This is a genomic window from Roseovarius sp., from assembly GCF_027019125.1.
GTDB lineage: Bacteria > Pseudomonadota > Alphaproteobacteria > Rhodobacterales > Rhodobacteraceae > Roseovarius.
The window spans coordinates 14,643-29,447 of sequence record NZ_JALUXE010000033.1 but is presented as its reverse complement, the minus strand read 5'-3'; the positions used below and the strand labels follow the sequence as shown (position 1 = coordinate 29,447).

General features: G+C 64.0%; 15 protein-coding genes. 9 read left to right on the top strand and 6 right to left on the bottom strand.

Going from position 1 to position 14,805, the window contains the following annotated elements; all coding sequences use genetic code 11:
- Positions 1-8 precede the first annotated feature (8 nt).
- Positions 9-1,319 (bottom strand): helix-turn-helix domain-containing protein, encoded by a 1,311-nt coding sequence (locus MVC20_RS15870; RefSeq protein ID WP_297543135.1) that lies wholly within the window; start codon positions 1,317-1,319, stop codon positions 9-11.
- A 324-nt stretch (positions 1,320-1,643) separates the two neighbouring features.
- On the opposite strand from MVC20_RS15870, the gene MVC20_RS15865 reads away from it, so the two are divergent.
- The 3 genes from MVC20_RS15865 to MVC20_RS15855 all read left to right on the top strand — a co-directional run bounded on the left by MVC20_RS15865 (position 1,644) and on the right by MVC20_RS15855 (position 3,942).
- On the top strand, positions 1,644-2,672 hold the full coding sequence (locus MVC20_RS15865; RefSeq protein ID WP_297543133.1) for a DMT family transporter: 1,029 nt from the start codon (positions 1,644-1,646) through the stop codon (positions 2,670-2,672).
- A complete protein-coding gene (locus MVC20_RS15860) occupies positions 2,669-3,574 on the top strand; it encodes a DMT family transporter (protein ID WP_297543131.1) in 906 nt (301 codons plus the stop codon). The genes MVC20_RS15865 and MVC20_RS15860 overlap by 4 nt, the downstream gene beginning before the upstream one ends.
- 101 nt (positions 3,575-3,675) lie before the next feature.
- Entirely contained in the window at positions 3,676-3,942 is a 267-nt protein-coding gene (locus MVC20_RS15855; protein WP_037270631.1) for a glycine zipper 2TM domain-containing protein, read from the top strand.
- Between the two features lie 31 nt (positions 3,943-3,973).
- Here MVC20_RS15855 and MVC20_RS15850 read toward each other — a convergent pair whose 3' ends face one another.
- A complete protein-coding gene (locus tag MVC20_RS15850) occupies positions 3,974-4,864 on the bottom strand; it encodes a LysR substrate-binding domain-containing protein (RefSeq protein ID WP_297543128.1) in 891 nt (296 codons plus the stop codon).
- Between the two features lie 356 nt (positions 4,865-5,220).
- Between MVC20_RS15850 and MVC20_RS15845 the strand changes: the two genes are divergently transcribed.
- A complete protein-coding gene (locus tag MVC20_RS15845; protein ID WP_297543126.1) occupies positions 5,221-5,730 on the top strand; it encodes a hypothetical protein in 510 nt (169 codons plus the stop codon).
- Positions 5,731-5,918: 188 nt separating this feature from the next.
- Here the strand turns inward: MVC20_RS15845 and MVC20_RS15840 are convergent, their stop codons facing one another.
- Complete coding sequence (locus MVC20_RS15840; protein WP_297543124.1) at positions 5,919-6,794, bottom strand: dioxygenase; 876 nt, start codon at positions 6,792-6,794, stop codon at positions 5,919-5,921.
- Between the two features lie 192 nt (positions 6,795-6,986).
- Between MVC20_RS15840 and MVC20_RS15835 the strand changes: the two genes are divergently transcribed.
- The 3 genes from MVC20_RS15835 to MVC20_RS15825 are packed head-to-tail and all read left to right on the top strand — an operon-like array spanning position 6,987 to position 9,096.
- Positions 6,987-7,367: a hypothetical protein gene (locus MVC20_RS15835; RefSeq protein WP_297543122.1), complete on the top strand. Its 381-nt coding sequence runs from the start codon at positions 6,987-6,989 to the stop codon at positions 7,365-7,367.
- The gene (locus MVC20_RS15830; protein WP_297543120.1) at positions 7,364-8,221 is read left to right on the top strand and encodes an alpha/beta hydrolase; all 858 of its coding nucleotides are present in this window, start codon (positions 7,364-7,366) and stop codon (positions 8,219-8,221) included. Before MVC20_RS15835 ends, MVC20_RS15830 begins: the two co-directional genes overlap by 4 nt.
- Before the next feature lie 14 nt (positions 8,222-8,235).
- Positions 8,236-9,096, top strand: coding sequence for a 3-keto-5-aminohexanoate cleavage protein (locus tag MVC20_RS15825; RefSeq protein WP_297543118.1), 861 nt, complete (start codon positions 8,236-8,238; stop codon positions 9,094-9,096).
- A 29-nt stretch (positions 9,097-9,125) separates the two neighbouring features.
- On the opposite strand, the gene MVC20_RS15820 is transcribed toward MVC20_RS15825, so the two are convergent.
- Entirely contained in the window at positions 9,126-9,734 is a 609-nt protein-coding gene (locus tag MVC20_RS15820; RefSeq protein WP_297543116.1) for an ABC transporter ATP-binding protein, read from the bottom strand.
- Between the two features lie 403 nt (positions 9,735-10,137).
- Between MVC20_RS15820 and MVC20_RS15815 the strand changes: the two genes are divergently transcribed.
- Positions 10,138-11,169 (top strand): proline racemase family protein, encoded by a 1,032-nt coding sequence (locus MVC20_RS15815; protein WP_297543114.1) that lies wholly within the window; start codon positions 10,138-10,140, stop codon positions 11,167-11,169.
- Between the two features lie 41 nt (positions 11,170-11,210).
- Here MVC20_RS15815 and MVC20_RS15810 read toward each other — a convergent pair whose 3' ends face one another.
- On the bottom strand, positions 11,211-12,248 hold the full coding sequence (locus tag MVC20_RS15810) for an Ldh family oxidoreductase (RefSeq protein ID WP_297543112.1): 1,038 nt from the start codon (positions 12,246-12,248) through the stop codon (positions 11,211-11,213).
- 29 nt (positions 12,249-12,277) lie between these two features.
- Positions 12,278-12,913, bottom strand: coding sequence for an XRE family transcriptional regulator (locus MVC20_RS15805; protein ID WP_297543110.1), 636 nt, complete (start codon positions 12,911-12,913; stop codon positions 12,278-12,280).
- 156 nt (positions 12,914-13,069) lie between these two features.
- Between MVC20_RS15805 and MVC20_RS15800 the strand changes: the two genes are divergently transcribed.
- The gene (locus MVC20_RS15800) at positions 13,070-14,770 is read left to right on the top strand and encodes an aconitase family protein (RefSeq protein ID WP_297543108.1); all 1,701 of its coding nucleotides are present in this window, start codon (positions 13,070-13,072) and stop codon (positions 14,768-14,770) included.
- Positions 14,771-14,805: the final 35 nt, after the last annotated feature.

Sequence of the window (14,805 nt, the reverse complement as noted above, 5' to 3'; positions counted from 1 at the left end):
CCACGCGGTCACATCCCTTCCGCGACAATCGACGGCTCGCGTCGAGCGGCGCAATCGGCCAGTGGACATATCCGGCAACTCACCCCCATCGGGCGCACCGGGCCGCCGGCCTCGCCGGGGTCCGGCCGCATCAGCATCAGCGCCTGCATCAGCGGCGGGCGGTCAAAGCCTGTGGGCCCGGTTTGGGCGGCGACCGCAAAGGCCTCGATCACCTCGGCGCCGCGTCCGGCCTGTCGCAGCCGCAAGCGCAGGGGCACCTGCGGCTGGCTCAGCACCTGATAGAGCGGCCAGAGCGCGCAGGCCCCGGCCATGCGCGGTGTGGCGAACCCGGCAATCGGCTTGCGAAAGGTGAGCGTGCCAGAGGCATCGCAGATCACCAACCCGACCGGCCCCACCTCGGCCTCGGGCAGGCTGGCCAGACGGCGGAACACCCGCGCCATGTCCGTTCCCGTGGCCTCGGCCAGCCGGTCGGGGCGCAATCCAAGCGTGCCCACCCGCGCCAGAAAGGCCCGGAGGGGCAGGGCGGCCGCATCCTCCATGTAACGCAAGAGCGCCTCGCGCGTCAGGCTTTGGGCGGGGGCGGACATGCCCTCGGCCGCCGCCGCCTCGATCAGCCGCGCCACATCGCGCGGCCCCGCCATTTCGCGTTCCAGTTCGGGCAGGTGATAGCCGCGCGCGGCCAGATAGGCGTGCATCTCGTCCTGCGGCGATGTCAGCTCCGCCTCGGTATTTGGCGCGGCTTCGAGATAGCGCACGAGCGCCTGCGCGCCTTCGGTCAGGCGGGCGCTGTCCTCGTTGATGTTGCGGTGAAACCGCGCCTGCCATTCGGGTTCGATCGCCTCGGTTTCCACGAGGATCGACGAGGTGGCGCGAATGGCCGTCACGGCGGAAATCACCTCATGCAGCGAATCCGCGAGAAAGGGATCATGCGCCAAACGGTCGGTCAGGGTTTCGATGGTGCGCTCCAGCGCCTGCGTGCGCCGATGCAGATCGCTCAAGAGGCTGGCCCAGCCGGGATAGCGCCCGGCGAATTCCTCGGTCCGGTCCAGTTCCGGCCCATCTGAACGGGGTTTGCCCGCCGCCTCGCGCAGGCCTGAAATCAACGTGGCCTCTGCCCCTTGGGTCAGTTGCGATGGCTCGACCTTGAGCGCCTCGGCCAGTTTGAGCAGGGTCTTGCCCCCGATCCGGCGATGGTTGTGTTCGATCAGATTGAGGTAAGAGGGCGAAATCCCGGCCCGTTGCGCCAGATCGGATTGCCGCATGCCGTTCAGAACCCGCCGCTCGCGTATTCTGGTGCCGATCAAGAGCCGGTCCGGCATCTGGCGTGTCCTTTCCGGGGGAGGCGAGAGATACGAGAATTTTTTTACAACAGGCGTGCGGGGCTTGTCTATAAGTTTACAAGAGATTTGTTCCGCAAGATATTTGCTTTGCGCAAGATTGTTTCGCGTTTACCTGCGCACGTTCCGTGCCGCAAGTGATCCCGTTCAACGCCCTGCCGCGCCCCCGTCTCGCGCAGGGCCGGACCAGGTGACGGGTTCCCCTGATTTTCCGCGATCACGTCGCAAAATGGCGCGACAGCCGGTTTCGATCTGCTCAGCCTGCGGATCAGTGGCCGCGCGCCAACAGCTAAGAAATGGATCGTCATGGCCACGCTATCGGCACAGCCCGCCTCTGCGCCTTCACGCGCGCTGCAAGGGATACTCTGCGTCGAGATCGCCATGCTGCTCTTTGTCGGTCAGGACGCGATGATGAAGACGCTGCTGACCATCTATCCGGTCTGGCTGCTGATCTTCGTGCGCTCCGTGGTGACGCTTCTGGTGATGACGCCGCTGATCCTGTGGCTGGGCAAGCCGCATCGCCTGCTGACGCCACTCTGGCCGCTGCATCTGATGCGTGCCTTCCTTTTTGCCTCGGGCTTTTCGATGTTCTACGCGGCCTTCCCGTTCATGGGTCTGGCCGAGGTCAGCACCATCTTTTTCTCCGCGCCGCTCATCACCGCGCTCTTCGCGGCGGTGTTCCTGCGCGAAACGATCGGCTGGCATCGCGGGATTGCCCTCGTGGCGGGGTTTGTGGGCGTGCTCATCGCGATGAGCCCGGCGGGCGAGAATTTTTCCCTTGTCGCGGTCCTGCCTCTGCTCTGTGCGGTGACCTATGCGATTTCCCAGATCATCGCCCGTCAGATCGGCGACCGGGAGAGCACGCTGACCGTTGGCCTCTATACCCTGACATTCGCCGGCATCCTGATCCTGCCGATGGGCTGGCTGGTCAATCAGGTGATCACGATCACCCCCGCCACCCATCACTTGCGTTGGGAATTGCCGCCCGGGGTCCTGAGCGACCTGCCGCGTCTTGCGCTCCTGGGGGCCATCGGCATGGCGGCTTATACGCTTGTCTCACGGGCCTATCAGGTGGCCAATGCCAGCCTCGTGGCGCCATTTGACTATACCTATCTGCCCTTCGCGGCCCTGCTGGCCTATGTGCTCTGGGATGAGGTGCCGGCGTTCAATACCCTCGCGGGCATGGTGATGATCACCGCCTCCGGTCTTTACCTTGGCTGGCGGGAACTGCGCGCGTCGCGTCAGAGCGATGCAACGCCGGTCACCGCCGAGGCGATCTTTGCCCCCGGCAGCCCCCTGCCGCCGCAAATCCCCGACGAAGAAAGCAGCCTATGACAACCCTGACGATCCAGCCTGAACGCGATCTGCGTGGCTGTTTCTTCGTGTTTCTCGCCGGTCTGGTCTGGTCCACGGTGGGCCTTGGTATCCGTCTTGTGGACGAGGCGCAGGTCTGGCAGATCCTGTTCTATCGCTCGGCCTCGATGACCCTGCTGCTTTATGTGGTGATCCGCCTGCGCACGGGGCAGGATGCGCTGCGCCTCGCGCTGCAGATGGGCTGGCCGGGGGTGATTGGCGGGCTTTCGCTGGTGGCGGCCTATACGGGTGCTATCTTTGCGATCCAGACTACGTCGGTTGCCAATGCGATGATGCTATTTGCCTGCTCGCCGCTCTTGGCCGCGATCCTCGGGCGGGTTGTGCTGCGCGAATACGTCCGGCCGCAAACCTGGGTCGCCATCGTGGTGGCGGGCTGTGGCATCGCGGTGATGGTCTGGGACAAGTTCGGGGGTGCAGCACTTGTGGGCAATCTCGCGGCCATCGGTTCGGCGGTGGGCTTTGCCACCTTCACCATCACCCTGCGGTGGGGCAAGGCGACCGAGATGATGCCCGCGATCTTTCTTTCGGGGCTTTTCGGCATGGGCCTCATGGCGGCGATCTGTTTCTGGCTGGGGTTACCACTTCGGATTTCCAACGCCGACACCGCGCTGTCGCTTGGCATGGGGGTGTTTCAGGTGGGGCTGGGGCTGATCCTCTACACCATTGGGTCGCGCACCGTGCCTGCGGCGGAACTCACGCTCTTGTCGCTGGCCGAGGTGGTGCTGGGGCCGGTCTGGGTCTGGCTGATCCTGGGCGAAACGGCGACGACCAACACCCTCATTGGCGGGACGATCCTCTTGGGGGCGATTGCGGGCAATGCGCTCTCGGGGGCGCGGCGCAGACCGCCGCCGCCGATGCTCTGACCGGCAATCCCCTGCCGACAGAGCGTGGCGCAGGAACAAATCCCGTTCCTCCACGTTATCTTGGACAACATGAGCAATCCAAGAAACGGAAGGGAAAGACCATGAACCGCAGTCTCATTCTTGCCAGCGTTACCAGCCTTGCCTTGGCGGGGTGCATGCAGGGCGTCAGCGACCGGGAACTTGTTGGCGGTGCGGCGGGTGCTGCCGGGGGTGCCTTGCTCGCCTCGGCCTTTGATGCCGATTCCGACTGGACGATTGTCTCGGCGCTGGCCGGGGCGGCAGCGGGCACGCTGGTCGCGCGCAACACCGCGCGCAATCAATGCGCCTATGCCAATGGCGACGGCACCTATCGCACCGTGCCGTGCTGACACCCGAGGCGGCGGGCGTCATGCCCGCCGCTCAGAACTGCTTGCGCGCGACCTTTTGCGCAAGCTGCACGAAATTGTGCACATGCACGCCCTGTTCATCCAGCCGGTGATTGACCGACAGGCTGGTGCGGGCAATCTCCGGCTCGATCCGCAGGAATTTCATGCCCTTGCGCGGCGCGGTCGCGACCGACTCGGGCACGATGCACACGCCCTCGCCAATCGCCACAAGGCTGAGCGCGGTTTGCAGATCCATGCACCAGAGGCGCAAGGGCGCGGTAAACCCCGCCGCCTCGACCGCATTGAGCACGAAATCGGCGAAACTGGGCCGCGGATACTCGGGGTAGAGCACAAGGTTGTGCGTCTCGAGCCGTTCGAGCTTGGCCACCGTCCGCCCGCCGGTGTCGACCGTGTCGGGCAGGGCGAGAATCAGCTTTTCCTCCATCAACTCCTTGGTGACGAACTCGGGATCCTTCAACGCGGGCCGGGCAAAGGCCACGTCCAGCTCGCGTGAGACAAGGGCGCGGTGCAATTGCGCATTGTTCATCGGGTTGAGGCTCAGATTGACCTCAGGGTAATTGGCACGAAAGGATTTGATGATGGTGGGCAGAATGCCAAAGGTGGCCGAGCCGACAAAGCCGACGCGCAGCCGCCCTTCGGCCCCCTGACCCAGGCGGCGCACCTCGAGCTTGGTGTCGTCCAGCTGCGCCAGGATCGAGCGCCCGCGCTCCAGCAACCGCTCGCCCGCCTGGGTGAGACTGATGGCGCTGCGGCCCCGGTTGAAGAGGATCGCGCCCAACTCCTCTTCGATCTGCTTGATCTGACGACTGAGCGGCGGTTGCGCCATGTCGAGCCGCTCCGCGGCGCGGCCAAAGTGCAATTCCTCCGCCACAGCGATGAAATAAGTCAATTGCTTGAAGTTCATCCCGGCCGTCCTCCCCAAGGAAGACGTTAGGGCAACTCGGTATTCGGGGAAAGAGTTCTGAATTGCGGCTCGCCTCGTGTACGCGGGGCGTCAGTCCTGTCTTGGCGGACCGGTGTGTCGCTGTGTGGCAGCGGCCGCTTCAAGCCCAAATCACTCTGGCAACACAAAGCATCAGGCTCTTAGGTTCATGGTTTCCAACCTGAACTTCCAGGGTTTCGTCGACCCCTGCTATCCTGGCCAATTCCGCGATGTCACGTTCTGATAACCTGGGTGCAGGCCATGATTGCCTTGCCAAAATTCGGCCAAACTCGGCGATTAGACAACGTTTGTTCAAACCTGGCAGAAAGAGGCGATCTGTGAACAAGACCGATGCGTTGAAAATTCTCATGACGGCGCAAAAGGGCTTCATAAACAAAACCGTTGATGAAGTTGGCGTCCCGTTTCTGACAGGCGTTAGCCTTCCGATCAGGTTCTTCGCAGAAGAAATTGATCTTGACCTCGCTGCCGATGCGATTGCCAGGTTCAGCCGCACATCTCCTTCGTCTCGCAATCTCATTCAAGATCACCTGTTCAGGGCAGCACAGCAATCTTTCGAGGACTGTTCCTGCGATTTTGACTCGCCGCAGGACCAACTTGACTGGGAGAGCGAAAGCACAGGTCGGTTCAATGCTGCAAAGGTGCCAACCACGTCCAGCGAAATCTGGTCGCTCGTCAAGTTCAACGCCATTCATATCGCACCGGGCGGCAGTGCAATGCACGGTCAATACGTCCTGAAGGTCAGCGGTGAATGTGCCTGGGACGGAGAGCATGGCGTTGCTGTAACTTTTGCTGGGGATGGCAGACTTGTCGGGGTTGGAGAAGCATAGTTGCGTATTTCGCGCCAACGTTTGATGTGGATGGCTGCTTCTGTCCGCATGGCTGCCCTTCGCTTCCTTTAGCGCATCACTACGTTCATGGGGGCGCGCCATTGGCAGCAATCCGGCCTCGCTGGTTGTGAGGCAGAAAAAAGGCCCCCGAGTGCGGGGGCCTTCAGGTTGCAGGGAGGGAGGTTGGGTTACTCGGCGGCCACGGCCTGCGCTGCCGCATCCGCCTTGAGCACGAAGTCGAACTCGAAATGCAGGTCGGTGCCAAGCGCCTCGGGCGCAGTTTTGAACGTGCCGATCAGGCTGTCCTTGACGGCAAACACGCTGTCATTGTCCAGCCACTTGCTCTCGCCATCGTAGATCTGGCTGATGAGCGGACGATAGCCCTCTTTCGAGATGATAAAGTGCATGTGGCCGGGGCGGTTGGGGTGGTGGCCCATATAGCGCAGCAATTCGCCCGCCGTTTCGGTGTCGGGGATCGGATAGGGCACCGGGCGCACGGCGACAAAGGCGTAGTGGCCGTTCTCGTCGGTCTCGAAACGGCCGCGCAGATTGTACTCCGGCTGATCGGGGTCGAGGTTTTCATAGATGCCATTCGGCGCGTCTTCCCAGACGTCGAGTGTCACACCGGCAATGCCGTTGCCCGCCGCATCGCGGATATAGCCCTCGTAATAGGCGGTTTCCTCGTTGTCGTAATGCTTCTGGATGGTCGAGGCGCCCTTGGGCAGAACGGGCGGGTTCTCGCGATAAAACGGCCCCAGCACGGTCGACTCGCTCTCCGGCCCCTCCACCGGGTTCGACAGCATGTCCACCAGCACTTCGAGGCCGATGATATCGGCCAAGAGGATGAACTCCTGGCGGTTCTCATCACAGGTCTGCCCGGCGCGCTTGAGAAACTCGCAGCCCTCGAGGAATTCGCCATGCTGCAGGTTCACATCCTTGCAAAAGGCGTGCAGGTGACGAATGAGCGCGGTCATGATCTCGCGCTGACGCTCTGTGATGTCACCGTGCTTGCCAAGGCTCGCGATCACCACATCGGTGATGTTTTCCAGATTGACGATTCCCATGGGTTCTCCTCCAAACGGGGTTTCATATGGCGCGGGGCAGGCCGGGGCTCACCCTCTGGTCCTCGTTGTCGATGATGGCGGGCGTCAAACCAATGCCGTGGGCGGTATCGCGTGATACCCCGTCCGGCATGGATCAAACGCCCCCTTAAATGTCACTTCTAGCACATCCGCAGCATCAGGAGGGAGGCAGAGGTGATCGACAGATTTCGCGAGATAGAGGCACGGCTCAAGGATCAGCCGCATCTCTTGCGCCTTGGACGGCTGTTTTCCGAGACGGTGCTGATCGAGATAGAGGGAGAGGAAATCTATCTGACCTTCGACAAGGGGCAGATCACCTCGGTCATGGCCGGTCCAAGCCGCAAGACACCGTGGCGCTTTGCGCTGCGCACCGATGCCGATGCGCTGGAACAGTTCTGGCAGGCGCGCCCCGCACCGGGATTTCACGACATTTTCGGGCTGGCCAAGATCGGGCGCGGGCGGATTGACGGCGACATTCTGTGTCTGGTCAAGAATCTGCGCTTCTTCAAAGAGGTCATGGCGCTTGCGCGTTGCAAAGAGGAGGCAACCCTATGAGCATCGAACCCATCACAGGCCGCTACCTGAGCGTCGAGATCGCAGGCGCCCCGCGCCGCATCTATTTCGAGGAGGCGGGGCAGGGGCGGCCGGTGCTCTGTCTGCATACGGCCGGCGCGGACACGCGGCAGTGGCGGCATCTGATGAACGATGCCGAGGTGACGGCACATCACCGCCTGATCGCCTTTGACATGCCCTGGCATGGCAAATCCCTGCCGCCCGAGGGGTTCGAGACCGAAGAATACCTGCTGACCACCGAGGCCTATATCGAGACCGTTCTGGCGGTGGTCGCGGGCCTGGGGCTGGAGCGGCCCATCCTGGCGGGCTGTTCCATGGGCGGGCGCATCGCGCTGCAACTGGCGGCGCTGCACCCCGAGCAGTTCAGCGGCTTTATCGCCATTGAGGCGTCGGATTTTCAACCCGCCTGGTATGACATCGACTGGTTCCACCGCCCCGATGCGCATGGCGGCGAGATGGGCGCGGCGCTCGTGTCGGCCAATATCTCGCCCTATGCGCCGAATGCCGAGCGCTGGAACACGCTCTGGATGTTCATGCAGTCGGGACCGGGCGTGTTTCGCGGCGACCTGAGCTTCTACACCCGCGACGACAGCCTGATCGGGCGGCTGGCGCAGATCGACACCGCGCGAACCCCGGTGCATCTGCTGGTCGGGGCCTATGATCTGACCTGCACGCCCGAGGATGCGCAACGCACGGCGGCGGCCATTCCCGGTGCCACGGTCGCGGTGATGGACGAGTTGGGCCATTTCCCGATGAGCGAACACCCCCAAGGGTTCCGGCCCTTCTTCATGGATGCCCTCGCGCGCATGGCGCGCGCCGCGGCGCAAGCAGCCTGAGAGGAGGGGCTGACATGACCAAACCCTGCATCATCTGTGTGGCGATCACCGGCAGCCTGCCGCAGAAATCCGACAACCCGGCAGTTCCGCTCACCGTGGCCGAACAGGTCTACTCGACCCATGAGGCCTACGAGGCCGGGGCCGCAATCGTCCACGCCCATGTGCGCAACGACGATGGCTCGCCCTCGTCCGACCCCGAGAAATTCGCCCGGCTCAAAGAAGGGATCGAGGCGCATTGCCCCGGCATGATCGTGCAGTTCTCCACCGGCGGGCGTTCTGGCGCGGGCCAGACGCGGGGCGCGATGCTCTCCTTGCGGCCCGACATGGCCTCGCTCTCGGTCGGGTCCAACAATTTCCCCACTCGCGTCTACGAGAACCCGCCGGATCTGGTCGATTGGCTGGCGGGGGAAATGCGCGCCCACGAGGTCAAGCCCGAGATCGAGGCGTTTGACCTGAGCCACATCCTAAAGGCCAAGGAAATGGCAGATCACGGCCAACTTCTCGGCACGCCCTATGTGCAATTCGTGATGGGGGTGAAAAACGCCATGCCGGTCGACCGCGATGTGTTCGACTATTACATCCACACGGTCGAACGCCTGTTCGGACCCGATGCGCCCTGGTGCGCGGCGGGGATCGGGCGACACCAGATCACGCTCAATGAATGGGCCGTGGCGGCGGGTGGGCATGCCCGCACCGGGCTCGAGGATAACGTGCGGCTGGATCGCGACACGCTGGCGCCCTCGAACGCCGCTCTGGTGCGCCGCGTTGTCGACATCTGCGCGCGTCACGACCGCCCTGTGGCCACCTGTGCCGAGGCGCGGCAGATGCTGGGTCTGCGCAATTCACAAGGTCTGGCGGACGGCAAGGCGGCCTAGTCCGATCGGGATTTGGCCGGTGCCGGGTGTCACCCCGTCACCTTGCCATCCCCCACCACGATCCGCCGCCGACAGAGTGATGCAATCTGATCGTCATGGGTCGAGATCAGGAATGTCGTGCCTTCTTCGCGGTTGATCTGGCCAATCAGCTCCATCACCTGCATGGCCGACAGGCGGTCCAGATTGCCCGTCGGCTCGTCTGCCAGCACGAGTTCGGGGCTGTTCATCAGCGCGCGTGCCACGGCCACGCGCTGCTTTTGCCCCCCAGAGAGATGGGTGGCGGAGAAATGGATCCGCTCCGCCAGCCCCATCCGCGCCAAGAGATCACGCCCGCGCGCCCGCGCCACGGCGGTTTCCCGGCCTTCGCGGACAGCCGTCGGGAAGATCACATTCTCCAAGGCCGTGAAATCCGGCAAGAGATTGTGGAACTGAAAGACAAACCCGATATGGGCGTTGCGAAACTCGGTCAGCGCGCGGTCATCGGCGGCAATCAGGTCCTCGCCCAGCATGACATGCGCGCCCGAGGTGGGTTGCATCAAGCTGCCGAGGATGGTCAGAAGCGTGCTCTTTCCCGATCCGGACGGCCCCAGCAAGGCCGCCATTTCGCCCGCCTCAAGCCGCAGGGATAGCCCGCACAACACGCGGGGGGCGCATCATCCAGCCCTGCGCCGCAATCAGCCCCGCCACGGCCAGGCCGAACAGCACAGCCGCGCCCCAGAGCCATCGAAGCCGCGAGGGTCGCGCAGGCGCGTCTTGTCGGGCAGGGGTCTGATCCGCCGGGGCCAAACGGGGTTCCTTCGCTTGGGGCAAAAACTGCCGTGATGGCGGATTTGGCACCGCCTTTTCTTGCTCCAGTATAGGCGGGCAAAGCGCGGCTGCCTTGACGTGGATCAGCGACGGGGACGATCTGCGCACCCGTCCATTGACCCATGCATCCACGCGCGGCATAACCGGCGTAAAGTGGCGGTATCAGGCCGCTTTTTCAGTGTCACGCTGCCCGACCGATCAAGGTTGGCGTAGCCAGAACCATAGAGTCGGACCATGCGCAGCACCAAGATCATCCATGTCGTGTCCTGTCATGCCGAAGGCGAGGTGGGGGATGTGATCGTGGGCGGCGTGACCCCGCCCCCCGGTGCCACGATCTGGGAGCAGCGCAAATGGATCGCCGAGGATCAGACCCTGCGCAACTTCATGCTGAACGAGCCGCGCGGCGGGGTGTTCCGGCATGTCAACCTGCTCGTGCCGCCCAAGCACCCCGAGGCACAGGCCGCCTGGATCATCATGGAGCCCGAGGATACGCCGCCGATGTCCGGGTCGAACTCGATCTGCGTGTCCACCGTGTTGCTGGACAGCGGAATTCTTCCCATGCAAGAGCCGGTGACGCATATGGTGCTTGAGGCGCCGGGCGGCCTCGTGCAGGTGCGCGCCGAATGCGCCAATGGCAAGGCCGAGCGTATTTTCGTCGAGAACCTGCCGTCCTTTGCCAGCCGTCTGGGCGTGCCGCTCGATGTGCCGGGGCTGGGGCGGATCACGGTGGATACGGCCTTTGGCGGGGATAGTTTCGTGGTGGTCGATCCGGTGGCCCTTGGGGTGGATCTGGTCGAGACGAACGCGCGCCAGATTGCGGAACTGGGCATTCGCATCACCAATGCCGCCAACGCGCAATTCCGGTTCGAGCATCCCGAAAAACCCGATTGGGCGCATCATTCGTTCTGCCTCTTTGCCGGGCCGATCACGCGCGAGGGCAATACCCTGCGCGCGCAATCCGTGGTGGCGATCCAACCCGGCAAGCTCGACCGCTCTCCGACCGGCACGGCGGTCTCGGCGCGCATGGCGATTCTGGCGGCACGGGGCGAGATGGGCGAGGACGACCGCTTTACCGGCGTGTCGATCATCGGGTCGGAATTTCACGGCCGGATTCTGGGCCGGGTGCAGGTCGGCGATCTTGCGGCCATCCGCCCCGAAATCAGCGGGCGGGCGTGGATCACCGGCACGGCACAGCACATGCTGGACCCCAGCGATCCCTGGCCGGGGGGGTATCGGCTCTCGGATACCTGGCCAAGGATCGGCTGAGGCCGCAGCGCGCGCAGGGCGCGCCACCGGCACCCCTGCACTCAGCCCTCGACCGCTGCCAGCCCCTCGGACTCGAACCGCGCCAATTGCGCCAGTTCCGCATCGCTCAGCGCAATGCCGTCGCGCAAGGACGCCTCGCGCGCCGCAAAGCGCCGCTGCGAGGGCAGGCGCGCGCCCTGGCCGCTGATGGCGCTCAACAGCCGCTCGCCCTCGGCAATGGGATCACGCCCGCTGCGCGCGGCAAAACGGACCGGATCAAGGGCCAGAACCAGCGCCCCGTGACGCGGGAGCAGGGCTGTGCCGCCGGAAAACTCCAGCGCTTCCTTGCTCATGAATTCGCCCAGCATGGCACCGGCCAGCAATTCGACCATGGTCGAAATCGCCGATCCCTTGTGCCCGCCAAAGGGCAGCATCGCGCCCGCGAGCGCCGCTTCTGGATCGGTGGTCGGATGGCCGTCGCGGTCCATGGCCCAGCCTTCGGGGATGGGGGTGCCGGCGCGGCGGTGCAACTCGATCTCGCCACGCGCGGCGACGCTGGTCGCGAAATCGAACACATAGGGATGAGGGCCGGGACGCGGCCAGCCAAAGGCAATCGGGTTTGTGCCCAAGAGCGGTTCCTTGCCGCCGGCGGGGGCCACCGAGGAATAGCTGGGACACATCGAGAGAGAGGCAACGCCCCGTGCCGCCAAGGCTTCGACATCATGCCACAGCGCCGAGAAATGCAGGCAATCACGGATCACGAGGGCGGCTAGCCCGGTCTCTCTTGCGCGCGCGGCCAGCGCATCAACAGCCGCGTCAAAGGCCGGGTTGGAAAACCCGCCGCCCGCATCCACCTCGATCACCGCGTGGCCGGTGTCGTGCAGTGCGGGCACCGCATCCGGCAACACCTTGCCCGCCGCGATCACCCGCAAACAGCCCTCGATCCGGTAGATGCCGTGCGATTTGCAATGATCCCGCTCGCCCGCGACGATCACCCGCGCCACTGCCGCCGCGCTCTCGGGGCGCACGCCTGCGTGCTCGAAAATCGACGTCACCCGCGCCAGGAGGTCATCAACGGAAATCACGTTCGGCTCAGCCATGCGGGCGGCTCCTTCAGGGTCAAGAGGTCTTATTTGTCGACATCGGTATAGGTGCAGGCCCAGAATACCTTGGTCTCGGTGTCATCGAGCGCGCGCAACCCGTGTTTGATCGTGCTGTCGAAATAGGCGCAATCGCCGGGCTCCATGATCACCGGCTCGTAATGCTCCACCGTCAGCTCGACCCGCCCCGACAACACATAGAGCGTCTCTTCGCCGTCATGCGATTCCAGCTCGTCACGCGTGAGTGGCGCGCGTTTCTCGACCAGCGTCACCAGCGGGATGATCTTTTTCTCGGCCAGCGCGTTGCACAGCACCTCGTATTCGAAGTTCTTGGCGCGCACCTTGCGCCCTTGGCCTGCGCGGGTCACGGTCATGCGGGTGGTTTGCGTGGCGTCATGGTCGGCGGAAAAGAGCCGCTCCATGCCGATGTCATAGGCGCGGGCGATCTTGATCAGGTTCTCATAGCTGGGCGAGACACGCCCGTTCTCGATCTTGTGGATCGTCGACAGGGCAAGGCCCGTGCGCTGTGCTGCCACTTCGAGCGTATAGCCGCAGGCCTGTCGTACCGCCTTCATGCGGGCACCCAGATCGGCGCGCAATTGGTGGCGCTCGACGTCCCAATCATCTGCTGCGTTCTCGGTTGAGGTTTTTTCCGTTTCGGCCATAATTTTTCTTTTCTTACCAACCGTGATTGTTTAAGCATATTTTTACGTTGGGCACAACAGTAGCAATCGACGGTGCGCAAGGGGAGACCGAATATCGGAGTTTTCCGAAATCCCTGCCGAACCGCGTCAGAACAGACTTCAAAAAAGGGTGATCTCATGCCGGACCTGATTGTCGCCGCCGAGGTTGAGGGGCCGATCCTGCTTTGCGACGAGGGTCTGAGCGTCTGGGGCGGTGTCGATCCCCTCAGCGGGCGGATCATCGACGCCCATCACCCGCAGCAGGGGCAATCCCTGGCCGGTCATGTCGTGATGATGCCGACGAGTCGCGGCTCCTGCACCGGAAGCGGCGTGCTCTTGGGTCTGGCCTTTGCCGGCACCGCGCCCAAGGCGCTGATTTTCCGCGAGGGCGAGGACATCCTGACATTGGGTGCGCTCGTGGCCACGCGGCTGTTTGACCGGCCCATCGCCGTTCTGCGTCTCTCTGGCCCCGATTATGACCGCCTGGCGCAGCACTCCCATGCCACGATCACCGCCACGCACCTGCGCGCGGGCGATCTGGCGCTGCCGCTGACCTCCGTTGCCTCCGAGGGTCTGACGCTTTCGGACGGGGACCGTGCCTTTCTGGCCGGGGATCATGGCGCGGCGGCGCAACTGGCGATGGAAATCATCACGACGCTGGCCGCCGCCCAGGGGGCGCCAAGCCTGACCGATGTCAGCCGAGTCCATATCGACGGCTGCATTTATGCCAGCCCTGCCTTTCTGACCTTTGCCCGCGCCATGGCGGACAAGGGCGGGCGGGTGCGGGTGCCCACCACGATGAACGCCATCTCCGTCGATCACGCCAATTGGCGCGCGCAGGGCGTGTCCGAGGCCTTTGGCCTGCCCGCCAGCCAATTGGCCGATGCCTATGTCGAAATGGGCGCACGCCCCAGCTTTACCTGCGCGCCCTATCTGCTCGAAGACAAACCCTCGGCGGGCGAGGACATCGCCTGGGCCGAGAGCAACGCCGTGATCTACGCCAACACGGTTCTGGGCGCGCGCACCGTCAAGCATGCTGATTTCATGGACCTCTGCATCGCGCTCACAGGGCGCGCCGCGCGCTCTGGCGTCTATCTCGATCAGAACCGCGCGCCGCGACGGATCATCGACATCGACGTGCCCGAGGGCATTGACGATGCCTTCTGGCCGATGCTGGGCTGGATCGTGGGGCAGGTGGCCCCGGATCGCATCCCGCTCTTGCGTGGGCTCGAGGGGCTGCATCCCTCCGACGATGATCTCAAGGCGCTTTGCGCGGCCTATGGCACCACCTCTGCCTCACCGATGATGCATATCAAAGGGATCACGCCCGAGGCGGACATGCCCCCCGCGCCCGAGGCCGATCACGCCCGCATCACGGTGCAGGATTTCGCGCAGGCTTGGCAGGGGTTCAATCAGGGCGCCGACAAGGTGGATCTGGTCGCCCTTGGCAGCCCGCATTTTTCCGCCGCCGAAAGTGCCGTCTTTGCCGATCTGATGGAGGGCCATCATGTCCACCCGGATGTTGCCACGATCATTACGCTCGGGCGCGGCACCCTGACCACCATCACCGCCAATGGCGTCAAGGCGCGGCTCGAGGCCGCTGGCGTGACCATCGTGCCCGACATCTGCTGGTGCTCGATCTCCGAGCCGGTCTTTCCGCCCTCGGCAGAGGTCCTGATGACCAATTCCGGCAAATACGCGCATTACGCGCCGGGTCTGAGCAACCGCGCCGTGCGCTTCGGCTCTCTGGCGCAATGCGCGCAAACCGCGCAAACTGGCACGGCCCCCATCAACCCGCCGCCGTGGATCGCCGCGGCTCTGGCCCCTGCGGGCCACTAACCGCCGCAATCAACGACACGCACCCAAAGGAGTTC

Excerpts from the sequence above, each read along its gene's own strand:
- MVC20_RS15870 (WP_297543135.1), bottom strand. The coding sequence starts at position 1,319 with ATGCCGGACCGGCTCTTGATCGGCACCAGAATACGCGAGCGGCGGGTT.
- MVC20_RS15865 (WP_297543133.1), top strand. The coding sequence starts at position 1,644 with ATGGCCACGCTATCGGCACAGCCCGCCTCTGCGCCTTCACGCGCGCTG.
- MVC20_RS15860 (WP_297543131.1), top strand. The coding sequence starts at position 2,669 with ATGACAACCCTGACGATCCAGCCTGAACGCGATCTGCGTGGCTGTTTC.
- MVC20_RS15855 (WP_037270631.1), top strand. The coding sequence starts at position 3,676 with ATGAACCGCAGTCTCATTCTTGCCAGCGTTACCAGCCTTGCCTTGGCG.
- MVC20_RS15850 (WP_297543128.1), bottom strand. The coding sequence starts at position 4,864 with ATGAACTTCAAGCAATTGACTTATTTCATCGCTGTGGCGGAGGAATTG.
- MVC20_RS15840 (WP_297543124.1), bottom strand. The coding sequence starts at position 6,794 with ATGGGAATCGTCAATCTGGAAAACATCACCGATGTGGTGATCGCGAGC.
- MVC20_RS15830 (WP_297543120.1), top strand. The coding sequence starts at position 7,364 with ATGAGCATCGAACCCATCACAGGCCGCTACCTGAGCGTCGAGATCGCA.
- MVC20_RS15825 (WP_297543118.1), top strand. The coding sequence starts at position 8,236 with ATGACCAAACCCTGCATCATCTGTGTGGCGATCACCGGCAGCCTGCCG.
- MVC20_RS15815 (WP_297543114.1), top strand. The coding sequence starts at position 10,138 with ATGCGCAGCACCAAGATCATCCATGTCGTGTCCTGTCATGCCGAAGGC.
- MVC20_RS15810 (WP_297543112.1), bottom strand. The coding sequence starts at position 12,248 with ATGGCTGAGCCGAACGTGATTTCCGTTGATGACCTCCTGGCGCGGGTG.
- MVC20_RS15805 (WP_297543110.1), bottom strand. The coding sequence starts at position 12,913 with ATGGCCGAAACGGAAAAAACCTCAACCGAGAACGCAGCAGATGATTGG.
- MVC20_RS15800 (WP_297543108.1), top strand. The coding sequence starts at position 13,070 with ATGCCGGACCTGATTGTCGCCGCCGAGGTTGAGGGGCCGATCCTGCTT.